The 22,881-nt window shown below is 63.8% G+C and carries 18 protein-coding genes; 7 read left to right on the forward strand and 11 right to left on the reverse strand.

Translation table 11 applies throughout. The features are described 5' to 3' along the window. The first annotated feature begins 232 nt into the window (after window positions 1-232). Window positions 233-1,429: a class I SAM-dependent rRNA methyltransferase gene (locus tag ACNFBR_RS02340; protein WP_416733507.1), complete on the forward strand. Its 1,197-nt coding sequence runs from the start codon at window positions 233-235 to the stop codon at window positions 1,427-1,429. Window positions 1,430-1,700: 271 nt separating this feature from the next. Further along, window positions 1,701-3,542 carry a dihydroxy-acid dehydratase gene (gene ilvD, locus ACNFBR_RS02345; RefSeq protein WP_416733508.1) on the forward strand — a complete coding sequence of 614 codons (1,842 nt, stop codon included), beginning with the start codon at window positions 1,701-1,703 and terminating at the stop codon, window positions 3,540-3,542. 175 nt (window positions 3,543-3,717) lie between these two features. On the opposite strand, the gene ACNFBR_RS02350 is transcribed toward ilvD, so the two are convergent. After that, the gene (locus ACNFBR_RS02350) at window positions 3,718-4,773 is read right to left on the reverse strand and encodes a haloacid dehalogenase-like hydrolase (RefSeq protein ID WP_416733509.1); all 1,056 of its coding nucleotides are present in this window, start codon (window positions 4,771-4,773) and stop codon (window positions 3,718-3,720) included. A 244-nt stretch (window positions 4,774-5,017) separates the two neighbouring features. Here ACNFBR_RS02350 and ACNFBR_RS02355 point away from each other — a divergent pair, with 244 nt between their 5' ends. After that, a complete protein-coding gene (locus ACNFBR_RS02355) occupies window positions 5,018-6,409 on the forward strand; it encodes an L-cystine transporter (RefSeq protein WP_416733510.1) in 1,392 nt (463 codons plus the stop codon). Between the two features lie 139 nt (window positions 6,410-6,548). On the opposite strand, the gene ACNFBR_RS02360 is transcribed toward ACNFBR_RS02355, so the two are convergent. The 3 genes from ACNFBR_RS02360 to ACNFBR_RS02370 all read right to left on the reverse strand — a co-directional run bounded on the left by ACNFBR_RS02360 (window position 6,549) and on the right by ACNFBR_RS02370 (window position 10,576). Continuing rightward, window positions 6,549-8,936, reverse strand: a complete 2,388-nt coding sequence (locus ACNFBR_RS02360; RefSeq protein WP_416733511.1) for a TonB-dependent siderophore receptor — start codon at window positions 8,934-8,936, stop codon at window positions 6,549-6,551. Window positions 8,937-9,068: 132 nt separating this feature from the next. Then, window positions 9,069-10,019, reverse strand: coding sequence for a FecR family protein (locus tag ACNFBR_RS02365; protein WP_416733512.1), 951 nt, complete (start codon window positions 10,017-10,019; stop codon window positions 9,069-9,071). A gap of 23 nt (window positions 10,020-10,042) precedes the next feature. Beyond that, entirely contained in the window at window positions 10,043-10,576 is a 534-nt protein-coding gene (locus ACNFBR_RS02370; protein WP_416733513.1) for an RNA polymerase sigma factor, read from the reverse strand. Window positions 10,577-10,775: 199 nt separating this feature from the next. Between ACNFBR_RS02370 and ACNFBR_RS02375 the strand changes: the two genes are divergently transcribed. Next, window positions 10,776-10,982 (forward strand): hypothetical protein, encoded by a 207-nt coding sequence (locus tag ACNFBR_RS02375; protein WP_416733616.1) that lies wholly within the window; start codon window positions 10,776-10,778, stop codon window positions 10,980-10,982. Window positions 10,983-11,002: 20 nt separating this feature from the next. Here ACNFBR_RS02375 and ACNFBR_RS02380 read toward each other — a convergent pair whose 3' ends face one another. Next, window positions 11,003-11,518 carry a dihydrofolate reductase gene (locus ACNFBR_RS02380; protein ID WP_416733514.1) on the reverse strand — a complete coding sequence of 172 codons (516 nt, stop codon included), beginning with the start codon at window positions 11,516-11,518 and terminating at the stop codon, window positions 11,003-11,005. A 54-nt stretch (window positions 11,519-11,572) separates the two neighbouring features. Here ACNFBR_RS02380 and ACNFBR_RS02385 point away from each other — a divergent pair, with 54 nt between their 5' ends. Both ACNFBR_RS02385 and ACNFBR_RS02390 read left to right on the forward strand, forming a co-directional pair. Then, window positions 11,573-12,964, forward strand: a complete 1,392-nt coding sequence (locus ACNFBR_RS02385; protein WP_416733515.1) for a DUF2868 domain-containing protein — start codon at window positions 11,573-11,575, stop codon at window positions 12,962-12,964. Next, the gene (locus ACNFBR_RS02390; protein ID WP_416733516.1) at window positions 12,957-14,321 is read left to right on the forward strand and encodes a GTPase/DUF3482 domain-containing protein; all 1,365 of its coding nucleotides are present in this window, start codon (window positions 12,957-12,959) and stop codon (window positions 14,319-14,321) included. The genes ACNFBR_RS02385 and ACNFBR_RS02390 overlap by 8 nt, the downstream gene beginning before the upstream one ends. A gap of 104 nt (window positions 14,322-14,425) precedes the next feature. On the opposite strand, the gene ACNFBR_RS02395 is transcribed toward ACNFBR_RS02390, so the two are convergent. The 6 genes from ACNFBR_RS02395 to ACNFBR_RS02420 form a co-directional block, all read right to left on the reverse strand. Beyond that, window positions 14,426-14,974 carry a phosphonate degradation HD-domain oxygenase gene (locus ACNFBR_RS02395; RefSeq protein WP_416733517.1) on the reverse strand — a complete coding sequence of 183 codons (549 nt, stop codon included), beginning with the start codon at window positions 14,972-14,974 and terminating at the stop codon, window positions 14,426-14,428. A gap of 114 nt (window positions 14,975-15,088) precedes the next feature. Beyond that, window positions 15,089-16,114: a putative 2-aminoethylphosphonate ABC transporter substrate-binding protein gene (locus tag ACNFBR_RS02400; protein WP_416733518.1), complete on the reverse strand. Its 1,026-nt coding sequence runs from the start codon at window positions 16,112-16,114 to the stop codon at window positions 15,089-15,091. An 18-nt stretch (window positions 16,115-16,132) separates the two neighbouring features. After that, window positions 16,133-17,857 carry a putative 2-aminoethylphosphonate ABC transporter permease subunit gene (locus ACNFBR_RS02405; RefSeq protein WP_416733519.1) on the reverse strand — a complete coding sequence of 575 codons (1,725 nt, stop codon included), beginning with the start codon at window positions 17,855-17,857 and terminating at the stop codon, window positions 16,133-16,135. A gap of 1 nt (window position 17,858) precedes the next feature. Then, the gene (locus ACNFBR_RS02410) at window positions 17,859-18,917 is read right to left on the reverse strand and encodes a putative 2-aminoethylphosphonate ABC transporter ATP-binding protein (RefSeq protein ID WP_416733520.1); all 1,059 of its coding nucleotides are present in this window, start codon (window positions 18,915-18,917) and stop codon (window positions 17,859-17,861) included. A gap of 214 nt (window positions 18,918-19,131) precedes the next feature. Next, complete coding sequence (locus ACNFBR_RS02415) at window positions 19,132-20,001, reverse strand: LysR family transcriptional regulator (RefSeq protein WP_416733521.1); 870 nt, start codon at window positions 19,999-20,001, stop codon at window positions 19,132-19,134. A 9-nt stretch (window positions 20,002-20,010) separates the two neighbouring features. Further along, window positions 20,011-22,263, reverse strand: coding sequence for a heavy metal translocating P-type ATPase (locus ACNFBR_RS02420; RefSeq protein ID WP_416733522.1), 2,253 nt, complete (start codon window positions 22,261-22,263; stop codon window positions 20,011-20,013). Between the two features lie 83 nt (window positions 22,264-22,346). Between ACNFBR_RS02420 and cadR the strand changes: the two genes are divergently transcribed. Continuing rightward, window positions 22,347-22,790, forward strand: coding sequence for a cadmium resistance transcriptional regulator CadR (gene cadR, locus ACNFBR_RS02425; RefSeq protein WP_416733523.1), 444 nt, complete (start codon window positions 22,347-22,349; stop codon window positions 22,788-22,790). The last annotated feature ends 91 nt before the right edge of the window (window positions 22,791-22,881 follow it).

Consider the following 22,881-nt stretch of genomic DNA (forward strand, 5'->3'; position numbering starts at 1 on the left):
TACTCCTGAAGCAGAGGCGCGCGGCCCCTTGGCGTTCACCTCGACATCCTGTCGGGCAAACAAGGCGGTCGCGCGCGTTGGTGCAGGCGTTACTCGCCCGAAACAAATGTAGGAGCGAGCTTGCTCGCGATGCGCCGCGCGGGCGGCGCTCGATCTCCCAGGCGCCACACCTCTAAAAGCGAAAGCACAGCAGACACGCTATACTCCCGCTCTTTTTTCCCGGAGCGACGTCATGTCCCTGCCCAGCCTTCGCCTCAAAGCCAATGCCGACCGCCGCCTGCGCGCCGGCCACCTGTGGGTCTACAGCAACGAAGTCGATGTCAGCTCGACCCCACTGCAAGGCTTTCAGGCCGGTCAGCAGGCCATTCTCGAGGCCGCCAACGGCAAGCCGCTGGGCATCGTCGCACTGAGCCCGAACAACCTGATCTGCGCCCGCCTGCTGTCGCGCGACATCAAGCTGCCGCTGGACAAGTCGCTGCTGGTACACCGCCTGAACGTCGCCCTGTCGCTGCGCGAGCGCCTGTTCGACCAGCCGTGCTACCGCCTGGTCTATGGCGACTCCGACCTGCTGCCAGGCCTGGTGGTCGACCGCTTCTTCGACATCCTGGTGGTGCAATTGGCCTCGGCCACCATGGAAGCGCACAAGGACGACGTGATCGCCGCCCTGGTGCAGGTGCTCAAGCCCAGCGGCATCCTGTTCAAGAATGACTCCGCCGCGCGTGACGCCGAAGGCCTGCAGCGCTATGTCGAGACCGTCTACGGCGAGGTACCGGACTGGGTGCCGCTGGAGGAGAACGGCGTCAAGTTCGAAGCCCCGGTGCGCGAAGGCCAGAAAACCGGCTGGTTCTACGACCACCGCATGAACCGTGCGCGCCTGGCCCCCTACGTGAAAGGCAAGCGTGTACTCGACCTGTTCAGCTACATCGGTGGCTGGGGCGTGCAGGCCGGTGCCTTCGGCGCCAGCGAAGTGTTCTGCGTGGATGCCTCGGGCTTTGCCCTGGATGGCGTGGAGCGTAACGCCGCACTGAACGGCATCAGCGAGAAGCTGACCTGCATCGAAGGCGACGTGTTCGAAGCCCTGCGCGAGCTCAAGGCCGCCGAAGAACGCTTCGACGTGATCATTGCCGACCCACCCGCCTTCATCAAGCGCAAGAAAGACCTGAAGAACGGCGAAGCGGCCTATCGCCGCCTGAACGAACAGGCCATGCGCATGCTGAGCAAGGACGGCATCCTGGTCAGCGCCTCGTGCTCGATGCACCTGCCCGAGGACGACCTGCACAACATCCTGCTGACCAGCGCCCGCCACCTGGACCGCAACCTGCAGCTGCTCGAACGCGGCGGCCAGGGCCCGGACCACCCGGTGCACCCGGCCATCGCTGAAACCCGCTACATCAAGAGCATCACCTGCCGCTTGCTGCCCAACAGCTGATATCTGCTAAAAAGGGCCGCCCAGCGGCCCTTTCCTGCCGCAATCCCCCCGCCAACCATCCACATCTGCATTCCCTCGCCGCGCCAGCGGTGTAGAATCGGCCTATTCATCGCCAGTCATCCCCGGCGGGTTTATGAGCTCTGGCCAAGCACGCGGCGATCCCGCGCGGTCTTCGGCCCCATCCGTGCCAGTGGCAACCGGCCTGCGGCGCAAAGGACAAGAGAAGCTCACTCCCCTATTTGTGACCTGATTAAGCCGCCAGGAGTGTTTCATGCCTGATTATCGTTCCAAGACTTCCACCCAAGGCCGCAACATGGCCGGCGCCCGCGCCCTGTGGCGCGCCACCGGGATGAAGGACGAAGACTTCAAGAAACCGATCATCGCCATCGCCAACTCGTTCACCCAGTTCGTCCCGGGCCACGTGCACCTGAAGGACCTGGGCCAGCTGGTCGCCCGCGAAATCGAACGCGCCGGTGGCGTGGCCAAGGAATTCAACACCATCGCGGTCGATGACGGCATCGCCATGGGCCACGACGGCATGCTGTACTCGCTGCCAAGCCGCGAGATCATTGCCGACGCCGTGGAATACATGGTCAACGCCCACTGCGCCGACGCCATCGTCTGTATCTCCAACTGCGACAAGATCACCCCCGGCATGCTGATGGCCGCCCTGCGCCTGAACATCCCGGTGATCTTCGTGTCCGGCGGCCCGATGGAAGCCGGCAAGACCAAGCTGGCCAGCCACGGCCTGGACCTGGTCGATGCCATGGTCATCGCAGCCGACTCCTCGGCTTCCGATGAAAAAGTCGCCGAATACGAGCGCAGCGCCTGCCCGACCTGCGGTTCGTGCTCCGGTATGTTCACCGCCAACTCGATGAACTGCCTGACCGAAGCCCTGGGCCTCGCCCTGCCGGGCAACGGCTCGACCCTGGCCACCCACGCCGACCGCGAGCAGTTGTTCCTCACCGCCGGCCGCACCATCGTCGAGCTGTGCAAGCGCTACTACGGCGAGAACGATGAGTCGGTACTGCCACGCAGCATCGCCAACTTCAAGGCGTTCGAAAACGCCATGATGCTCGACATCGCCATGGGCGGTTCGACCAACACCATCCTGCACCTGCTGGCTGCGGCCCAGGAAGGCGAAGTGGCGTTCGACCTGCGTGACATCGACCGCCTGTCGCGCAAAGTACCGCAGCTGTGCAAAGTGGCGCCGAACATCCAGAAGTACCACATGGAAGACGTGCACCGCGCCGGCGGCATCTTCAGCATCCTCGGTTCGCTGGCCCGCGGCGGCCTGCTGCACACCGACCTGCCGACCGTGCACAGCCGCAGCATGGAAGAAGCCATCGCCAAATGGGACATCACCCAGACCGATGACGAAGCCGTGCACACCTTCTTCAAGGCCGGCCCTGCCGGTATCCCGACCCAGACCGCGTTCAGCCAGTCGACCCGTTGGGAAACCCTCGACGACGACCGTGAAAACGGCTGCATCCGCAGCTTCGAGCACGCCTACTCGCAAGAGGGCGGCCTGGCCGTGCTGTACGGCAACATCGCCCTGGACGGCTGCGTGGTGAAAACTGCCGGCGTGGACGAGTCGATCCACGTGTTCGAAGGCACCGCGAAGATCTTCGAGAGCCAGGACAGCGCCGTGCGCGGCATCCTCGCCGACGAGGTGAAGGCCGGCGACATCGTGATCATCCGCTACGAAGGCCCGAAAGGCGGCCCGGGCATGCAGGAAATGCTCTACCCGACCTCGTACCTGAAGTCCAAAGGCCTGGGCAAGGCTTGCGCCCTGCTCACCGACGGTCGCTTCTCGGGCGGCACGTCGGGCCTGTCGATCGGCCACGCCTCGCCGGAAGCTGCTGCCGGCGGCGCCATCGGCCTGGTGCGCGACGGCGACAAAGTGTTGATCGACATCCCTAACCGTTCGATCAACCTGCTGGTCAGCGATGAAGAGCTGGCCGAGCGCCGCGTCGAACAGGACAAGAAGGGCTGGAAGCCAGCGGAAGTCCGCCCACGCAAGGTGACCACCGCGCTGAAGGCCTATGCCCTGCTGGCGACCAGTGCCGACAAGGGTGCTGTGCGTAACAAGGCGATGCTGGAAGGGCTGTAAGGCGCTTTTGGCGTGAATGCAGAACCGGCGCCCTGAGCGCCGGTTTTTTTATGGCCTGAACCGGCCTCTTCGCGGGCTCGCCCGCTCCCACAGGTACAGCGCAAGCCTTGAAGGCTGTGGTGCTCCTGTGGGAGCGGGCATGCCCGCGAAGAGGCCAGCGCAGGCAACAGATAACTTACTGGATCTGCTCCGGCGTCACGATCACCCAGTTCTTGTCCGCCGTCACCGGCAACCCTTCCCTGGCCTGCGCCGCCGCATGCTTGGCAATCATCCCGTTCAGCTGGTCCATGTACTTGGCCTTGCGGTTTATCCACAGGTGGATGCCACCTTTGCCCACATCCACCCCGTGGAACTGCATGTAGCCGTCGCTGGTTGGCGTGTCCCCACCCACCAGCACCGGCTTCTTCCACTCATCGATGTAGGTCAGGATGGCCGCCTGCTTGCCGGCCATCCAGGTCGCCGGAGTCCACAGATATGGGGTCAATTCCAGGCCTTCGTTGGCCTTGGCATCATAGTGCCCAGCACTGATCTGCTTACGCGCCGTGGTCAGTTGCCCATTGCTGCGGTCCTTGAGCAGCAGGCTCACGCCAATCACGTTCTGCGGCTTCACGTTGTAACCGTACTTGGGGTCCGAGGCGACCATGCGCACCAGCTCTTCGGAGGCCGCCGAAATCACATACACCTCGATACCGTTCTCCATCAGCTTGTTGTACAGCTCGGCCTGGCCCTTGAACACTTTGGGCGGCTGTACCTCGATGGCCTTGACCTGGTCGCCTTCGTAATAGGTGCTAGGGATAGGCTTGGTGGAAGCCATCAACTCATCCACCTGCACTTTCAACTCTTTGAGGGTGAAGCCGGAGAACACCTGAGCCACCCACGGGTAGCAGACCATGTCGTCGATTTCACACAACCGGTAGTAATAGCTGAACAGGCTTTCCTTGTGCTCGGCGGTATCCTTGAACGGTATCAGCTTCAACGACGGGTCGAGCTTGTCACGGCTCAGCAAACCCTTGTTTTCCATGAACGGCAGCAAGGCTTCTTCAAGGTCATAGCGGTAACTGGTGTTGTCCATGTCGAACACCGCGTAGTTACCCTTGTTGGCATTGGCAGCGATCATGCTGTCGAGCTGTTTGGCCGCATCGGCAGGCCAGTGCTTGAGCTCGGTGGCGAAGGTTTCGATACTGAACAGCAGGGACAGGCCGATGGCGGCGGCTTTCACAGCGACTTTCATGTACGAATCTCCTGAAAAGACCCCGCAACGCTAGTGCAACAATCCTCACTGCAGACCCCCGATAACGACCTCCATGCAGCTGCAAACGCCCTGTTCATTGCAATCTGCGACTCGCCGTTATTCCATAAACGACTATGTAAATTCCATTTGGGTATAAATTCGTTTGTTTTCAGGCTGTTAGCATTTCCGTTCGCAATCGCTCACAGAGGCGATGCCACTTCTGCTTTTTTCTGCTGGAGCTTCAATGAACCTGCCGCTGTCACTTAACTTGCTGGCGTTCCTGGCCCTGTTGCTGGGCCTGGCACAAACCCGCCGCACTGACTGGAGCCTGGCCAAGAAGGTACTGCTGGGCCTGGTGCTGGGCGTAGTCTTCGGCCTGGTGCTGCACACGATCTACGGCGCGGGCCACCCCGTGCTCAAGGCCACCATCGCCTGGCTCGACCTGGTCGGCAACGGCTACGTCGGCCTGTTGCAGATGATCGTCATGCCGCTGATCTTCGCCTCGATCCTCAGTGCTGTAGCGCGCCTGCACAATGCCTCCTCGCTGGGCCGCATCAGCGTGCTGAGCATCGGTACCTTGCTGCTGACCACCGCCATCGCCGCGCTGATCGGCATCGTCCTGACCAACCTGTTCGGCCTCAGCGCCGAAGGCCTGGTCGCCGGTGCCCAGGAAAGCGCGCGCATGCAGGTTATCCACAGCGACTACGCGGGCAAGGTCGCCGACCTCAACATCCCACAGTTGCTGCTGTCGTTCATCCCCAGCAATCCAGTGGGCGACCTGGCGCGGGCCAAACCCACTTCGATCATCAGCGTGGTGATCTTCGCCGTGTTCATCGGCCTGGCCGCGTTGCAACTGATCAAGGACGATGCCGAGAAAGGCGAGCGCGCGCTGTCGGCCATCGACACCCTGCAAGCCTGGGTGATGCGTTTGGTGCGGGTGGTCATGAAGCTGACCCCGTATGGCGTACTGGCGTTGATGACCAAGGTGGTGGCCAGCTCCAACATGGAGGACATCCTCAAGCTGGGCAGCTTCGTGGTGGTCTCGTACCTGGGCCTGGCGCTGATGTTCGTGGTGCACGGCATCATCCTCGCCGCCACCGGCGTGAGCCCGCTGCGCTTCTTCCGCAAGGTGTGGCCGGTGCTGACCTTCGCCTTCACCAGCCGTTCCAGCGCCGCCAGCATTCCGCTGAACATCGAAGCGCAAACCCGCCGCCTGGGTGTGCCGCAGTCGATTGCCAGCTTCAGCGCATCGTTCGGCACCACCATTGGCCAGAACGGGTGCGCCGGCCTCTACCCCGCCATGCTGGCGGTGATGGTGGCGCCGGCGGTGGGCATCGATACCTTCGACCCGCTATGGATCGCCACCCTGGTAGCCATTGTCACCTTGAGTTCGGCAGGGGTTGCCGGTGTGGGTGGCGGTGCCACCTTTGCCGCGCTGATCGTGCTGCCGGCCATGGGTTTGCCAGTGGAATTGGTGGCGTTGCTGATTTCGGTGGAGCCATTGATCGACATGGGCCGCACGGCGTTGAACGTGAATGGTTCGATGACGGCGGGCGTGGTGACCAGCCAGTTGTTGAAAGAGACTGACAAGGATGTGCTGGCGGGTGATGAGCATGCCGAATTGAGCCATTCCTGACGGATTGCCGGGGCTGCTGCGCAGCCCATCGCAGGCAAGCCAGCTCCTACAAGGACCGCATTGAACTCAAGCCATGCGCTGTCCTTGTGGGAGCTGGCTTGCCTGCGATGGGCCGCAAAGCGGCCCTAGCACTCTCGGATCAGTAACTGGCCCGCAAGCTCAGCGTCAGGTTCCGCGGCTCGCCGTAAAAGTTCGACCCCCACGCACTGTCCACCCGCTCGTAGTACTTGCGATCGAACAGGTTATTGGCCGTCAGCGTGGTCGTCAGGTGCTTGTTGAACCGATAGCCCAGCTGCGCCGTCGCCACACTGTAGCCTCCCTGCACGAAGTCCACGCCGTTGCGCATGTAATAGGTCTCGCTGACCACCCGCACCCCGCCGCCCACGCTAACCCCCTGCAACGGCCCATCGCTGAACTCATACCGGGTCCACAGGTTGAAGTTGTGCTTCGGCGTAATGCTGATGCCCTGGTAATCCTCGTCGCTCATCGACTTGAGCATGGTAAAGGCGTAACCGGTGCTGATGCTCCAGTTGTCGGTCAGGTTGCCGGAAAGCTCGGTTTCCCAACCCTGGCTGCGGATTTTCGCCTGGGCCTCGGAGTACGGCGTTCCACTTACCAATTGTGCCCGGTTCTCGTCATAAATACGGAACACCGCGACACTGCCGTTCAGGCGACCGTCGAAAAACTCACGCTTGAGCCCCAGCTCATATTGCTTGCCTTTGCGCGGGTCGATCGGCGCGCCAGCGGCATCCACTTCGGTTTGCGGCTTGAAGATACTGGTGTAGCTGGCGTAGGCCGACAGCTCCGGCGTCAGCTTGGCCACCAGCGCCGCATAGGGGATGAACTTGTGGTCGATGTTGGTATCGGTACTGTTGAACTGGTTGAAGAACGGGTTGGCGTTTCGCGCATCGCTGTCGAACCAGGTCAGGCGGCCACCCGCAATCACGTCCAGCCGGTCGGTTGCGCTGATCTTGGCCCGGGTATAGGCGCCATACTGATTGGACTTCGACCAGTTGCCATTGGGCATGTCGTAGTCTTGCTTGGGAATATCGATACTGCCTGGGTCGAACACGTTGATGGGGAAGTAATCCCCGCCACCGTAGGTAAAGGTCTTGTCCAGATGTTGGTACTCCGCCCCCACTGTAAGCTCATGGCTGCGCCCAAACGCTTCCACCGGCAGGGTGACGAAACTGTCCACGCCGACTGACTTGATATGGGTGTAGTAGGAGTAGGCAATCGCGTAGCTGTCCCCGGTCCCCTCGGTTACCGCATCATCGGTCCAGGTGAAGTTGCGCGTAGGGGTTTCGGCATCGCGGTAGGTCAGCGAGGTCTTGAACTGGCCGCCGTTGTCCAGCGTGTGGTCAACCTCGAAGAAGCTTTCCCACAGGCGCTCGTCCAGTTCGTTCCACTTCGCGTCGACAAAGGTCGAGCGGCTGACGTCGAGCAGCTTGCCACTGGCGTACGCCGGCAAACCGAATGCGGGCGTGGAATTGTTGCGCTGATAGGTCCCACCCAGCGACAGGGTGGTGGCCGGGGTAATGTCGTATTCCAGGCGGCCATACACCATTGGCCGCTCATTCTGCGCGTAATCGACGAACGACTGGTTGTTCTCGTAGGCCGTAACGAAGCGCCCGCGCAAGGTGCCCTGATCGTTCAATGGCCCAGTGATGTCGACCGTGGAGTGATAGCGGTCCCAACTGCCGGCCGACAGTTCGCCGGACAAACCGAACTGCCCCAACGCCCGCTTGCGCACCAGGTTGATGGTGCCGCCCGGCTCACCCGCGCCCTGGTACAGCCCGGATGGACCACGCAGCACCTCGACCCGGTCGAACATGGCCAGGTCGAAGCTGGTGGCCATGTCTCCCTGCCCGGTACGCTGCGAAACGCCGTCGACCTGCACCTGGTCGACCAGGAAACCGCGTATGTACACATCGTTCAGGTTAGAGCCGGCGTTGTACGACTTGATCGTTGCCCCGGTCACCTGGCGCATGGCGTCCTGCAGGCTATTCATGTTCTGGTCGTCCAGCCGTTGGCGGGTAATCACCGAGACCGACTGGGGGATGTCCTTGAGCTTCTGCTCGCCCTTGCCGATGGTCAGGGCGCCGGTGGTGTAGGACCCGCTGCCCTCGGTGGTAGCACCCAGCTGTCGGCTGTCGATCTTGATCGCGCCCAGTTGCAGTGAGCTGTCGTCGTCCTTGCCATGGCGCTGCAGGGTGACGCTGTCACCGTCGATATAGCTGGCACTGAGCCCGGTCCCCTGCAACAAGCGGCCCAACGCCTGGTCCTGTGGATAACTGCCGCTGACCCCTGCTGAACGCAGGCCCTGGGTGAACTCGCCGGGCACCAGCACCTGGATCCGCGTCACCGCACTGAACGCCGCCAGGGCCGAGTCCAGCGGCTGCGCGGGAATCTCGAAACGGTAGGCCTGGGCCTGGGTGGCGGCACTGGCGTGCATGGGCACGGCCAACGTGCCGCAGGCAAGCGCGACGGCCAGGCCGAGCGCAGTGCGCGTGGCGATGATTTTCATGTGGTGAGGCTCCCCGAATGCGTCCTGATGATCGACGGCGCAGCACTGTCTGAGAGTGCTTATTATTTGCGCCTACCCAATCAAGGACGACGGCCTGCCAGGAATCCCCGAAGTTTTTTTAAAAAACTTCGTTCAGCCCTCACGAATGATGCGCAGGTAAGGCGTGTACTGCTCGGCATGCAACCCCAGGGTATGGGTCAGTGCCTTCAGCACAGCATCGGGTTTGTCGATTTCGAACACCCCGGACACCTTTCGCTGGCGCAGGCCCTCCCCCAACAGCAGCGTCTGGCCAGGCCAGTAACGGTTCAATTCGGCGACCACCTCGGCCAAGGGTTGCTGGCTGAACACCAGTTGCCGCTGCCGCCAGGCGAAGGCGCTGGTGGGCTCGAATGGGTGCAGGGCTGCCAACGCGCCTGCCGCATACTCCACCGCCTGCCCAGGCTCCAGAAACACACCAGGGCCCTGGCCTGCGTTGACCTCGACCTTGCCCTGGGCGACTTTGACACGGGTGTGCCCAGCGTCATTGGTCACGCTGAAACGGGTACCGACGACTCGAACCCAACCGTCACCCGCTCGCACTACGAACGGCCGGGCGGGGTCGCGAGCCACCTCGAACCAGGCTTCGCCGCGCAACAACCGCACCCGCCGCTCCCCTTGTGTCAGTTGCACCTGTACCGCCGTGTCGGTGTTCAGCTGCAGTTGCGAACCATCGTCAAGCCGGATGCTGCGCGACTCGCCGGTGGCCGTGGCATAGTCGGCGCGCCAGCGGTCGATGAAGGGCGTCTGGCCAATCAGCACACCAAGCAATACGGCAGCAGCCATGCCCTGCGCAACTTTGCGCCAGGTGCGACGGCCAGGCTGGCGCCACTGCTGGCGCTGCTGCGCGCGCAGGTTTGCCGCAGGCACCTGCAATGCGCCCAGCAACAGGATCACCTCGTCCCAGGCTTGCGCCTGCGCTGCCCCCGCAGCCTTCCAGGCAGCAAATGCCGCGTGCTCCTCAGCCGTGACGTCGTCGGCATTCAGGCGGTAGTACCAGGCTGTGGCTTCGGCGAACAACTGCTCGCTGCCTTGCGTTTCACTCATCGCAATATCTGTCGTTCCAGGGTTCATGGCCGTGGCACCCTCGCCTGGCCAGCCAGTTGCCGCTTGATGAAGGCACGGCAATCGAGCAGCGCCCGCCGCAGCTGGTATTCGACGCTGCGTGGTGTGATGTGCATGCGCTCGCCGATTTCGCGGTAGCTGCAACCGTCCACATGATAAAGCAGGAAGATATGCCGGGTAGCCTCGGGCAGCGACTCGATCGCCGCCTGCATCAACGCATGCTGCTGCTGGTCAAGCAGTTGCTGTTCGACACCAGGCTCGTCGCTGGCCAGTTCTTCACTGGGCTCGCCACCGTCCAGGCGCTCGCGGCGAATCGCCTGGCGCTGGTGATCGCGTATCAGGTTGCTGGCGATGGTGAATAGAAAGGCCGGCAGGTTGTCGATCTGCTTGTCGGCAGGCAGCCGTGCCAGGCGCAGGAACGATTCCTGGGTCAGGTCGGCGGCTACCTGGGCGTTGCCGGTGCGGCGTGCGACAAACGCTTCCAGTGCTTTCTTCTGCTCGGTGAACAGCCGAGCGATCTGCTTGTTCCATGAAGACACGGCGCATCTCGGCTCAAGGTCTCAAGAGCTGCGCACGCTAGCAGAAGATGAGATGCATTCGCAATTGATGCGTATCGAAGGATTCAATATCCGGTAACGCAAAGGCACGACAACCAGGGTAAAGCTGGCACAGGGCTTCGCTATACTCCTGGCCGGTAACAGTGATGCGCCTAAGGTAAACACCATGCCCCAGTACGACATGACCCAGGCCGAAGCCGAAAAAATCCGCGTCGAGGTCGCCAAGATCCGTGTCGAAGTCGACAAATTGATGGCCGAGACACGCAAGCTGAATGCCGAAGCCGTCAAAATGACCCGGGAAACCTTCTGGTACCCGGTTGCCATCGCCGTCGGTTTCGTCACAACAGTGGCCACCGTCACCGCCTTGATCATCAAGCTGCTCACCTGAGCAAGGCAGCCCCGGCCATCTCAAGCCTTGTTCCATACCTCGAAGTGATAGGCAGGCTTACCGTCCTCAGCCTGTGCATCACTCGACACCAGCGTCCACTGCGCCTCATCGAACGCTGGGAACCAAGCATCCCCCTCCGGCGCCATTTCCACCCGTGTCAGGTACATGCGGCTGACCAGCCCCTTCTCCAGCGCCTGGCCATACAGCTGCGCCCCGCCAATCAGCATCAGCTCTTCGACGCCCTGTTCACGCGCCCACTGTTCGGCCCGCACCAGCGCTTCTTCAAGCGAGGCGAACACCTCGGCACCCGCCAGCTCAAGCCCCGGCTGGCGGCTGACGACGATGTTCAGCCGCCCAGGCAGTGGCCGCCCCAGCGAGTCCCAGGTCTTGCGCCCCATGATGATCGGCTTGCCCAGGGTGGTGGCTTTGAAGTACTTGAAGTCCCCCGGCAAATGCCAGGGCATGGAGTTGTCGATGCCGATCACGCGGTTCTCGGCGTAGGCCGCGATCAGGCTAAGGGGGAGTGATGTATTCATGCCAGCGAGGATAGCACCGGGCGTGTGGGTTATGCTTCTGCCTTGACCTGTGCAATGGAAGACCTTGTGACTGCACCCACGCCACTGGACAAGCGCTGGCTCACCGAAGCGGTACGCCTGCGCGAAGAACACGCAGGCCTGCTGGAAGACCAGGAAGCCAACCGTCATGCGCGCCAGCTTGGCGGCGACCTGGCCACACGCATCGAAAGCCGGGCGTTGTTTCTGGCCGAACGCGACGGCATCAGCACCGCGCTGCGCCACTGGAAGCAAGGCGCGCGCCTGGCGTTGCTGGCCTTGCTGCTGATGGCCGTGCTTAGCGGCGCTGGCCTGGCGCTGGCCGCCCTGGGCGATGGGCAGCGGCCGGTGAACGTGTTCTGGGCCCTGGGTAGCCTGCTGGGGCTGAACCTGTTGATGCTGCTGGGCTGGGCCATCGGTTTTGCCCTGAGTGGCGAGCATGGCGCGGGGCTGGGCCGCCTGTGGCTATGGTTGAGCGAACGCTTTGCCCGCGATGCCAAGGCCGTACACCTGGCACCTGCACTGCTGGTGCTGCTGCAACGCCAGCGTCTCAACCGCTGGCTACTCGGCCTGCTGGTGCATGGCCTGTGGCTGCTGGTGATGCTTACCGCCCTGGGCATGCTGCTGGCCTTGCTGGCTACCCGGCGCTATGGCTTTGTCTGGGAAACCACCTTGCTCGCCGCCGACCCCTTCATTCACCTGACCCAGGCGCTGGGCGCCCTGCCCTCGTTGCTGGGCTTCGCCGTGCCCGACGAGGCCATGATCCGCGCCAGCGGCGACACCTTGCCAGCCCTGGAGCTGGCCCGGCAGGCCTGGGCCAGCTGGCTGCTCGGCGTGGTGCTGGTGTACGGCCTGCTGCCGCGCCTGTTGCTGGCCGGGCTGTGCTTGTGGCGCTGGCGCCAGGGCCGCGAACGCCTGGCACTGGACCTGAGCCTGCCCGGCTACGCGCAATTGCGCGAAGCACTGATGCCGCGCAGCGAGCGCATCGGCGTGCAGGACGCAGCCCCAGAGGCTTTGCCGCAGTTTGCCGCCGGCCAACTGGAAAGCGGCAGCAGCGGTGCCTTGCTGGTCGGCCTGGAACTGGACGACCAGCGCCCCTGGCCGCCCACCCTGCCGAAAAGCGTGATCGATGCCGGCGTGCTCGACAGCCGCGAATCGCGCAACCGGCTGCTTGAACAACTCAGCCGCTTCCCGCCAGCACGCCTGGCCATCGCCTGCGACCCCCGGCGCTCGCCCGACCGCGGCAGCCTGGCGTTGCTCGCCGAGCTGGCGCGCAATGCCGGCGCAACGCGTATCTGGCTGCTCCAGGCCGCCCCCGGCCAAGCCCTGGATGCCCAGCGCCTGGGCGATTGGCACGAAGCCCTCGACCGCCTTGGCCTGGCGCACACCGACACTTCGCCCTTGACCTGGCTGGAGCATGGCCATGACTGAGCCACTGAAACTGGCCGTGGTCGGCCATACCAACGTCGGCAAGACCTCGCTATTGCGCACGCTGACCCGTGATGTCGGCTTTGGCGAAGTGTCCCACCGCCCCAGCACCACCCGCCATGTAGAAGGTGCGCGCTTGTCGGTGGACGGTGAACCCTTGCTGGAGCTGTACGACACCCCGGGCCTGGAAGATGCCATTGCCCTGCTCGACTACCTCGAACGCCTGGAGCGCCCAGGCGAGCGCCTGGACGGCCCGGCCCGCCTGGAGCGTTTTCTGCAGGGCAGCGAAGCGCGCCAACGTTTCGAGCAGGAGGCCAAGGTGCTGCGCCAGTTGCTGGCCAGTAATGCCGGCCTTTATGTGATCGACGCGCGCGAGCCAGTGCTGGCCAAATACCGCGACGAACTGGAAGTGCTGGCCAGCTGCGGCAAGCCGTTGCTGCCGGTGCTCAACTTCGTTGCCAGCCATCAGCACCGCGAGCCGCAATGGCGTGAAGCCCTTGCCCGGCTTGGCCTTCACGCGTTGGTGCGGTTCGACAGCGTGGCCCCGCCAGAGGATGGCGAGCGCCGTTTATACGAGAGCCTGGCCCTGCTGCTGGAGGAGGCCCGCCCGGCCCTGCAACGGCTGATTGACGACCAGCAGGCGCAGCGTCTGGCTCGCCAGCACAGCGGCAAGCGGCTGATTGCCGAGCTACTGCTGGACTGCGCCGCTTGCCGGCGTAGCGTCGAGGCCGAACCCGCGGCCGAAGCCAAGGCCATAGAAGCCCTGCGCCAGGACATACGCCAACGTGAGCAGCGTTGCGTCGAGGCCTTGCTCAAGCTGTATGCCTTCCGCCGTGAGGACGCCCACGCCAGCGACCTGCCGCTGCTCGATGGCCGCTGGGGCGATGACCTGTTCAACCCCGAAACCCTGAAGCTGCTGGGCGTGCGCCTGGGCAGCGGCGTGGCGGCCGGGGCGGCGGCGGGTGCCGGGGTCGATCTGCTGGTCGGCGGCCTTACCCTGGGTGCGGCGGCGTTGGCCGGGGCGATTGCCGGTGGTGCGCTACAGACGGCGCGCAACTATGGTTCGCGGCTGATGGGCAAGCTCAAGGGCAAGCGCGAGCTGACCGTGGACGACACAGTATTGCGCCTGCTGGCCTTGCGTCAGCAGCAGCTGATGGTGGCGCTGGATAACCGCGGGCATGCGGCGCAGGACAGCATCAGGCTGGGTGAACTGGATGAAAAGGCCTGGCGCGAGGGCAAGTTGCCAGAGGCACTGGTGAGGGCGCGGGCGCATCCGCAGTGGTCCACGCTCAATCCTGGGGCGAAGCTGAACCAGGCTGAACGGCAGGAGCAGTTGGAGGCGTTGGTGTCTCAGATCTGAGTGAGCAGGCCCGGCCTCTTCGCAGCACAAGGCTGCTCCTACAAGCGCACGCGATCCCTGTAGGAGCAGCCTTGCGCTGCGAAGAGGCCAGTGCAGGCACCCCGTCAAATCAAAGCCAACGCCTTTTGCTTGAGCACTCCGAGGTCGATCACCGGCACCCCGACTTCCTTGGCCATTTCATCCCATTCCCGCATCCGCAGGCTGACCTCGAACAGCGGATCCCGCTCGAACGCATCCGCCTCGGCCTCGCTCATCACGCCGCCCTGATACTCCAAAGTCCGCCGGCTCGCCTCGCTCAACCGCTGGTAATACCCCAGCTGGCGCAACGTCAGGTAGCGCTTGGCCTCCACGTGATACTGCACCAGCCGCGCCATGCGCTCGCCAAAACCACAACGGCGCAGATACTCGGCGCCGATGCGTTCATGGCTGACCACACCATAGCCGCCCATGCTGGCGTCACCGCCACACAGGTGGCCGATGTCGTGGAAGAACGCCGCCAGCACCACTTCATCGTCGAAGCCTTCGGCCATGGCCAGTTGCGCGGCTTGGGACATGTGTTCGAGCTGGGTGATGGCTTCGCCGATGTAATCGTCGCTGCCGTGGCGCGCATACAGGGCGAAGGTGCTGTCGATGATCTGGGCTGGGGTGGGCATTGATAGCTTATCCGGGCTTGATGATGAGGGGGCTTCTTCGCAGCACAAGGCTGCTCCTACAGGTACCGCGCGCCCTGTAGGAGCAGCCTTGTGCTGCGAAGAGGCCGGTATAGATTACTGCTGGGCCACCTTCTCCGACTTACCATCATAGCGCTTGCGCCATTCGGTCAGGATTTCATCACGGTTCTTCGAGGCCCAGGCAAAGTCGTTCTTGATCAGGCGCTGCTCATAGTCCGCCGGCAACTCGGTCTGCGGCTTGGCAATACCCGGCGCGGCCAGTACGGCGAAGTTTTCCTTGTACAGCTCCATGGCTGCGGGGCTTGCCGAGAAATCAGCCAGGCGCTTGGCCGCATCCGCCTTGGGCGAGCCCTTGATCACCGCAGTCGCCTCGATCTCCCAGCCCAGGCCTTCCTTCGGCAGCACGATGTCCAGCGGTGCGCCCTGGCGCTTGAGCTGCACGGCCGGGTATTCGAACGAGATACCGATCGGGAACTCACCCGCCGCCGCCAACTTGCACGGTTTTGAACCGGAATGAACGTACTGGCCGATGTTCTGGTGCAGCGCGTCCATGTAGGCCCAACCCTGCGGCTCGCCGAAGGTCTGCAGCCAGGCACTCACGTCGAGGAAACCGGTGCCGGACGAAGCCGGGTTGGGCATGACGATCTTGCCCTTGTACTCGGGCTTGGTCAGGTCCTGCCAGCTCACCGGTTTGCTCAAGCCCTGCTTTTCGGCCTCGATGGTATTGAAGCAGATAGTCGCGGCCCACACGTCCATGCCCACCCAAGCCGGTGGGTTGGCAGCGTCTCGGTAGTTGCTGGAGATCTTGCCCAGGTCCTTCGGTGCATAGGCTTCAAGCATGCCGTTCTGGTCGAGAATCGCCAGGCTGGACGCCGCCAGGCCCCATACCGCGTCGGCTTGCGGGCGGTCTTTCTCGGCCAGCAGCTTGGCGGTGATGATACCGGTGGAATCACGTACCCACTTGATCTCGATATCCGGGTTGGCCTTCTCGAAGGCCTGTTTGTAGCTCTTCAGCTGTTCGGCTTCCAGCGCGGTGTACACCGTCAGCTGGGTATCGGCGGCCGAAGCCTGCAGGCTGAACACGGCGGAAACGGCAGCGGCAAGTGCAAGGTGCTTGTACATGGGTAGGTTCCTTACAGGTCAGACGGTCGCGGCGCGCTGGCGCCAGGCTTGGGAGCGGCGCAGCAGGCCGCGTGAGGCTGCGGCCAGCAGCAGTGAAGCGCCGGCACTGGTCAGCAGAATCAGGGTGGACATGGCGGCGGCACCGCCAACGTTGCCGGCATCGTCCATGTTCAGCACGGCAACGGCCGCCAGGATGGTGTCGGGGCTGTACAGGAAGATCGCCGCCGACACAGTGGTCATCGCCGAAACGAACAGGTAGCGGATGATGTCCAGCAGCGCCGGCAGGCAGATCGGCACGGTCACCCGCAGGAAGTGCTTGTACAACGGCGCCTTCAGCGACAGCGCGGCAGCCTCGAACTCGCCGTCGAGCTGGCGCAGGGCGGTGGTGGCGGTCATCTGCGCGGTGGTCAGGTAATGGGCGATGGTGCACACCACCAGCAGCCCCATGCCGCCGTACAGCACATGCAGCGGGTTGCCGTTGAGGTTGAAGAAGAACACGTAGCCCAGGCCCAGCACCAGGCCCGGCACGGCCATGGGGATGAAGCTGAGCAGGCGCAGCGCCTGGTTGAGCAGGCGTTGGCCCTGGGTCTTCTCCATCAGGTAGGCGCCGGTGAAGATCACGATACTGCCGATCAGCGCGGTGCCGATGGCCATGGTCACGCTGTTGCGATAGGCCAGCCAGCCGCCACCTGCGGTGTCTTCGAACAGGTAGTGACGCAGCGACAACGAGAGGTTGTACGGCCAGAAGGTGACCAGCGAGGAATACACCGCCATACCGATCACCAGCAACAATGCCGCGCACACCAGCAGCACGATGGCCAGGAAGCAGGCATCGCGGCCACGCGATGGCTTGGGTTCGAACACCTGAGCACGGCCGCTCATGGCTTCGCCCTGGCGCCGACGCAGCCAGGCGTCGACGGTAAAACTGAACAGCGCCGGCAACAGCAGCACCATGCCGATCAGCGCACCACGGCCGAACTGTTGCTGGCCGACCACCGCCTTGTAGGCCTCCAGCGCCAGCACCTGATAGTCGCCACCGACCACCACCGGTACACCGAAGTCGGTGATGGTCAGGGTGAATACCAGGCACAACGCCGCGAACACCGCCTGACGCGTGGCCGGCCAGGTAATGCTGGTGAACGCCCGCCACGAGCCGGCACCCATGCTGGAAGCCGCATCGAACAGGCGAGCATCGGCCAGCGACAGCGCCGACAGCAGAATCATCAGCGCATGCGGGAAGGTGTAGATGGCCTCCCCCAGCACGATGCCCCAGAACCCGTAGATGTTGTCGCTGAGCAACCCGCGCAGCAGCCCCTGGTTGCCAAACAGGTAGACCAAGGCGATGGCCGGCAGCATCGACGGCGCCAACAGCGGCAGTAGCGAAATCCCCCGCCACAGGCCCTTGGCCGGAATCAACGTGCGTTGCAGGGCATAGGCGAACAGATAGGCCAGCGGCACCACGATGGCCGCGACGGTAAAGGCCACCGACAGGCTGTTGCCCAGCAACCAGTGGAAGTTGTCACTGGCGAACAGTTCACGGGCCGCCAGCAAACCGCCGCCCTGGCCCGCCTCACCGCTGAAGCCACGCCAGAAGATCGCCAGCAGCGGCAGCAGCACGGCCAGCACCAACAGGATCAGCAGCAGGCTCTTGCCGCCGACGACGAACAACCGGTCACCCAGGGCGACGCCAGCACTCGGCCTGGCGTTGGCCTGGCTCAGCGGCAGGGACATTGGCGCGGCCATCTCAGGCAAACACCTGCAGGCTCTGCGGCGGCAATGCCACCCAGATGTCCTGCGAACCCAGGCGCGGCATGGCTTCGGGGGCCAGTTCGGCCAGCAAGGCATGGCCTGGCAGGGCCTTGAGTTCAAAGCTCATGCGGCAGCGGTTACCGAGGAAGGTGATCTCGCGAACCATGGCTGGGAACAGGTTTTCTTCGTGCACCACCGGGTTGACGGTGATCGCCTCCGGGCGGCAGAACAACCGGCCACTGCTGGCATGGGCCGAACCCGGCGCCAGGCGCATGTTCATGGCACCGACCTGGGCATGGCTGTCGCCACTGCGCTGGAACGGCAGCCAGTTGCCTTGGCCGACGAACTCGGCGACGAACGGCGTGGCCGGCTGATCGTAGATTTCCTGAGGCGTGGCGTACTGCTCGACCTGGCCGTTGTTCATCACCGCAATGCGGTCGGCCATCAGCATCGCCTCGTCCTGGTTGTGGGTCACCATCAACGTGGTGATGCCCAGCTGGCGTTGCAGCTGGCGCAGCTCGGTGCACAGGTGCTCGCGCACCCGGGCGTCCAGCGCCGACATCGGCTCGTCGAGCAGCAACAGCGAGGGTGACGGCGCCAGTGCACGGGCCAGGGCGACACGCTGCTGCTGGCCGCCGGAGAGCTGGCCTGGGTACTTCTTCTCGCTGCCAGAAAGGCCAACCAGTTCGAGCATTTCGGCCACCCGCTGACGGGCCTGCTCGCGGCCACTGCCGGTCAGGCCGTAGGCGATGTTGGCTTCGACGGTGAGGTTGGGGAACAGCGCATAGGACTGGAACAGAATGCCGTAGTCACGGGCCTGGGGCGGCAGTTCGGAAATATCCCGCTCGCCAATGTACAGCGTGCCACGGTCCTGGCGCTCCAGGCCGGCGATGCAACGCAGCAGGGTGGTCTTGCCGCAGCCGGAGGGGCCGAGCAGGCACACCAGCTCGCCGGCGGCGATGTCCAGCGAGACATCGTTCAGCGCCGTGAAGGCACCGAAGCGCTTGTGGATGTTGCGCACTTTCATTTGTGCGCCGGAGGTGGCGTGGTTCATGGCAGGGCCTCATCGAAGAGATGGGGGCCATGCTAGGAAGGCTGTGCGAAGGTTCTGTGGCGTTTAGGCAAAAGCCGATGATAGTGGTATAGGCAGATTTTTGTAGGAGCAGCCTTGTGCTGCGAAGAGGCCGGTACTGCCCATGCACCTGCATCGCCTGTCTGGGCCCCTTCGCAGCACAAGGCTGCTCCTACAAAGACTGTGTATTCATGAGTCAGAGGTGCGAACCGGCCACTTCCTGCGCCACCCCAAGGAACGCCGCTGGCAACCTGGCCTGGCGCCGTTCTTTCAGGCAATACAGATACTCATGCATCACCGGCGCATCCTCCAGCGCCAGCACCCGCAGCTCAGGGTTATGCGGCACCTCATGCCGAGCAATCACGCTGATACCGATGTTGCGCAGCACCGCCTCGCGGATCGACTCGCGGCTGCCGATCTCCAGCAAGGCCCCGGCCTTCACCCCAGCCTCCTGCATCATCTGCTCGGTGAGCTTGCGCGTGGTCGAGCCCTTCTCGCGCATCAACAGGCAATGCCCGGCCACCACGTCGATGGACACCGCCTGGCGGTGGGCCAGCGGGTGATTGCGGTGTACCGCCACCACCAGCGGGTCGGTGCCCAGCACCCGCCGCACCAGCCGCGCGTCTTCCACCAACTGCGATGAAGCAGCAATGTCCACCCGGTAGTCTTCGAGCATTTCCAACACTTGTTGCGAGTTGCCGATCTCCACCGCCACTTCCACCTGCGGCAGGCGTTCGCGGTAGATCTTCACCAGGTCGAGGATGTAGTAAGGCGCCGTGGCGGCAATGCGCAGGCTACCCTGGGCCTGGCCGCTGTTGCGCAACTCGAACTCGATGTCGGCCTCCTGCTGCAGCAGCGCCTTGACCATCGGCAGCAGGCGCACGCCCTCTTCGCTCAGCACCAGGCGCCGCCCGCCGCGGTAGAACAGCTCGACCGCATACTGGCTTTCCAGGTTGCGGATCTGCGTGGTCACCGTGGGCTGGCTGAGCCCAAGCTTCTTCGCCGCCAGGGTGATGCTGCCCAGACGGGCCACCATGTAGAAGGCTTTCAGCTCCGAACTCAGCATGCACGTCCTCTATTTGCGCAACAGGCGCAAGCCGTTGAACACCACCAGCAAGCTCACGCCCATGTCGGCGAACACCGCCATCCACATGGTGGCCATGCCGGCAAAGGTGATCGCCAGGAATATCGCCTTGATACCCAACGCCAGAACGATGTTCTGCATGAGGATCGCCGCACTTTGGCGCGACAGCCTGACGAAGGCCGGGATTTTCCGCAAGTCGTCGTCCATCAGCGCCACATCGGCGGTCTCGATGGCGGTATCGGTGCCGGCAGCGGCCATGGCGAAACCGATTTCGGCACGGGCCAAGGCCGGGGCGTCGTTGATGCCGTCACCGACCATGCCCACCCGATGACCCTGGGCGTACAAGGCTTCGATGGTTTTCAGCTTGTCCGCCGGCAACAGGTTGCCCTCGGCGCGGTCAATACCCACCACGGTGGCGATGGCCTGGGCGGTATGCGGATTGTCACCGGTCAGCATGACAGTCTTGATGCCCAGCTCGTGCAGCTCGGCGATAGCCTGGCGGCTGCTGTCCTTGACCGTGTCGGCCACGGCGAACAGCGCCAGTGGCCCAGAGCGGTCGAGCAGCAGGACCACCGTCTTGCCCTGGCGCTCCAGCGCATCAAGTTTGGCCTCCAGCTCGGGCGAGCACAGCCCCAGCTCCTCGACCAGCCGGTGGTTGCCCAAGTGGTACACCTCACCGGCGATGGTGCCACGTACACCGCGCCCGGCCAGCGCGGCGAAGTCCTCCACGTCGCACAGGGCCAGGTTCTGCTCCTTGCCAAACAGGGCAATGGCACGGGAAACCGGGTGGTCCGAGCGTTCTCCCAGGCTCGCAGCCAGGGCTTGTGCACGGCCTTCGAACAGCGGCTGCAGCACCTCGGCGTCCGTCTGTACCGGCTTGCCGTGGGTAATGGTGCCGGTCTTGTCCAGCGCCAGGAAGTCCAGGTGGCGACCGCCCTCCAGGTACACGCCGCCCTTGATCAGGATGCCTTTGCGCGCGGCAGCCGCCAGGCCGCTGACGATGGTCACCGGGGTCGAGATCACCAATGCGCAGGGGCACGCCACCACCAGCAACACCAGGGCGCGGTAGACCCAGTCGAACCAGGCACCGGCCATGAACAACGGCGGGATTACCGCCACGCCTAGGGCAATGGCGAACACCACCGGGGTGTAGATGCGCGAGAAGCGGTCGACAAAGCGCTGCGTAGGTGCCCGCGCGCCTTGTGCTTCTTCGACGGCCTTGATGATCCGCGCCAGGGTCGATTGCCCAGCCGCGGCAGTGACGCGAAACTCCAGTGCCCCGGCCTGGTTGATGGTGCCGGCGAACAGCTTGTCACCCGCCGCCTTCTCCACCGGCAGGCTTTCGCCGGTGATCGGCGCCTGATCGACGCTGGATTGCCCGCTGGTCACTTCACCGTCCAGGCCGATGCGTTCGCCGGGGCGCACCCGCACCAAAGCGCCAATGGCCACCTCCCGCACCTCCAGCTCGCGCCACTGGCCATCGGCCTGCTGCACCGTGGCCATGTCCGGGGTCAGTTGCATCAACCCGCCGATGGCATTGCGTGCACGGTCCAGCGAGCGCGCTTCGATCAGCTCGGCGACGGTGAACAGCACCATCACCATGGCCGCTTCCGGCCACTGGCCGATCAGCACCGCACCGGTCACGGCGATACTCATCAGTGCGTTGATGTTGAGGTTGCGGTTTTTCAGGGCAATCCAGCCCTTCTTGTAGGTGCCCAGGCCGCAGCCGAGGATCGCTACCAGCGCCAGTCCTGCCACCACCCACTCCGGGGCCAGCGCAGCGAAGTGCACGATTTCGGCGGCGATCGCGGCAACACCCGACAAGGCCAGCGGCCACCAGCGGGTCTTGGCCGGTTCCGGCTTACTGGTGGTGCCATCGTCATCGGCGGCAATCGGCTCGGCCTTCATGCCCAGGCTATCGATAGCCCGCTCGATGTCAGCGGTACCGTTCAAGGTATGGCGTACGCCAAGCACGCGGTTGATCAAGTTGAATTCCAGCTGCTCGATACCGGCCAGCTTGCCCAGTTTGTCCTGGATCAGGGTCTGCTCGGTGGGGCAGTCCATGGCTTCGATGCGGAAACGGCTGAGCTGTGCCTGGGCACTGGCCGTTTCGCTCAGTTGCACCAGCGCCGGCGCGGCTTTGGAACCGCAGCAGCTGTGGCCGTGGGCGGTATGACCATGGTCGTCATCGCCATGGGCGTGATCGTGCGGATGCTTGTGTTCGTGGCTGACAGGCTGGTTCATGGGGTCATCCTTAAATTGAGCCTGTTGCCAAGTGAACACCCTGTAGCCACTATAGGGTCAAGCCACTTGCTGGAGATTTCGTGATGAAAATCGGAGAACTGGCCAAAGCCACCGACTGTGCGGTGGAAACCATCCGCTATTACGAGCGTGAAAACCTGCTGCCGGAGCCTGCTCGCAGCGACGGGAACTACCGGCTGTATACCCAGGCCCATGTGGAACGGCTGACCTTCATCCGCAACTGCCGCACCCTGGACATGACCTTGGACGAAATCCGCAGCCTGCTGCGCCTGCGCGACAGCCCGGATGACTCATGCGGCAGTGTCAATGCGCTGATCGACGAGCATATCGAGCATGTACAGGCGCGGATCGATGGCTTGGTGGCGTTGCAGGAGCAGCTGGTGGAGCTGCGGCGGCGCTGCAATGCGCAAGGGAGTGAGTGCGCGATCTTGCAGCAATTGGAGACGAATGGGGCGGTATCGGTGCCGGATACCGAGCATTCGCATGTGGGGCGAAGCCACGGGCATTGAGCCAGAAGCTTCGCGGGCACGCCCGCTCCCACCGGGACCGCACAAGGCCTGGCCTTGAGTAACACCTGTGGGAGCGGGCGTGCCCGCGAAG

Origin of the sequence: Pseudomonas sp. NY11955 (genome assembly GCF_048068035.1) — a bacterium.
Classification (GTDB): Bacteria; Pseudomonadota; Gammaproteobacteria; order Pseudomonadales; family Pseudomonadaceae; genus Aquipseudomonas.

Coding starts and splice junctions, on each gene's coding strand:
- ACNFBR_RS02385 (WP_416733515.1), top strand. CDS start 11,573: ATGGAAGACCTTGTGACTGCACCCACGCCACTGGACAAGCGCTGGCTC.
- ACNFBR_RS02420 (WP_416733522.1), bottom strand. CDS start 22,263: ATGAACCAGCCTGTCAGCCACGAACACAAGCATCCGCACGATCACGCC.
- ACNFBR_RS02390 (WP_416733516.1), top strand. CDS start 12,957: ATGACTGAGCCACTGAAACTGGCCGTGGTCGGCCATACCAACGTCGGC.
- ACNFBR_RS02410 (WP_416733520.1), bottom strand. CDS start 18,917: ATGAACCACGCCACCTCCGGCGCACAAATGAAAGTGCGCAACATCCAC.
- ACNFBR_RS02380 (WP_416733514.1), bottom strand. CDS start 11,518: ATGAATACATCACTCCCCCTTAGCCTGATCGCGGCCTACGCCGAGAAC.
- ACNFBR_RS02395 (WP_416733517.1), bottom strand. CDS start 14,974: ATGCCCACCCCAGCCCAGATCATCGACAGCACCTTCGCCCTGTATGCG.
- ACNFBR_RS02350 (WP_416733509.1), bottom strand. CDS start 4,773: ATGAAAGTCGCTGTGAAAGCCGCCGCCATCGGCCTGTCCCTGCTGTTC.
- ACNFBR_RS02400 (WP_416733518.1), bottom strand. CDS start 16,114: ATGTACAAGCACCTTGCACTTGCCGCTGCCGTTTCCGCCGTGTTCAGC.
- ilvD (WP_416733508.1), top strand. CDS start 1,701: ATGCCTGATTATCGTTCCAAGACTTCCACCCAAGGCCGCAACATGGCC.
- ACNFBR_RS02365 (WP_416733512.1), bottom strand. CDS start 10,019: ATGAGTGAAACGCAAGGCAGCGAGCAGTTGTTCGCCGAAGCCACAGCC.
- ACNFBR_RS02360 (WP_416733511.1), bottom strand. CDS start 8,936: ATGAAAATCATCGCCACGCGCACTGCGCTCGGCCTGGCCGTCGCGCTT.
- ACNFBR_RS02340 (WP_416733507.1), top strand. CDS start 233: ATGTCCCTGCCCAGCCTTCGCCTCAAAGCCAATGCCGACCGCCGCCTG.
- ACNFBR_RS02415 (WP_416733521.1), bottom strand. CDS start 20,001: ATGCTGAGTTCGGAGCTGAAAGCCTTCTACATGGTGGCCCGTCTGGGC.
- cadR (WP_416733523.1), top strand. CDS start 22,347: ATGAAAATCGGAGAACTGGCCAAAGCCACCGACTGTGCGGTGGAAACC.
- ACNFBR_RS02375 (WP_416733616.1), top strand. CDS start 10,776: ATGACCCAGGCCGAAGCCGAAAAAATCCGCGTCGAGGTCGCCAAGATC.
- ACNFBR_RS02355 (WP_416733510.1), top strand. CDS start 5,018: ATGAACCTGCCGCTGTCACTTAACTTGCTGGCGTTCCTGGCCCTGTTG.
- ACNFBR_RS02405 (WP_416733519.1), bottom strand. CDS start 17,857: ATGGCCGCGCCAATGTCCCTGCCGCTGAGCCAGGCCAACGCCAGGCCG.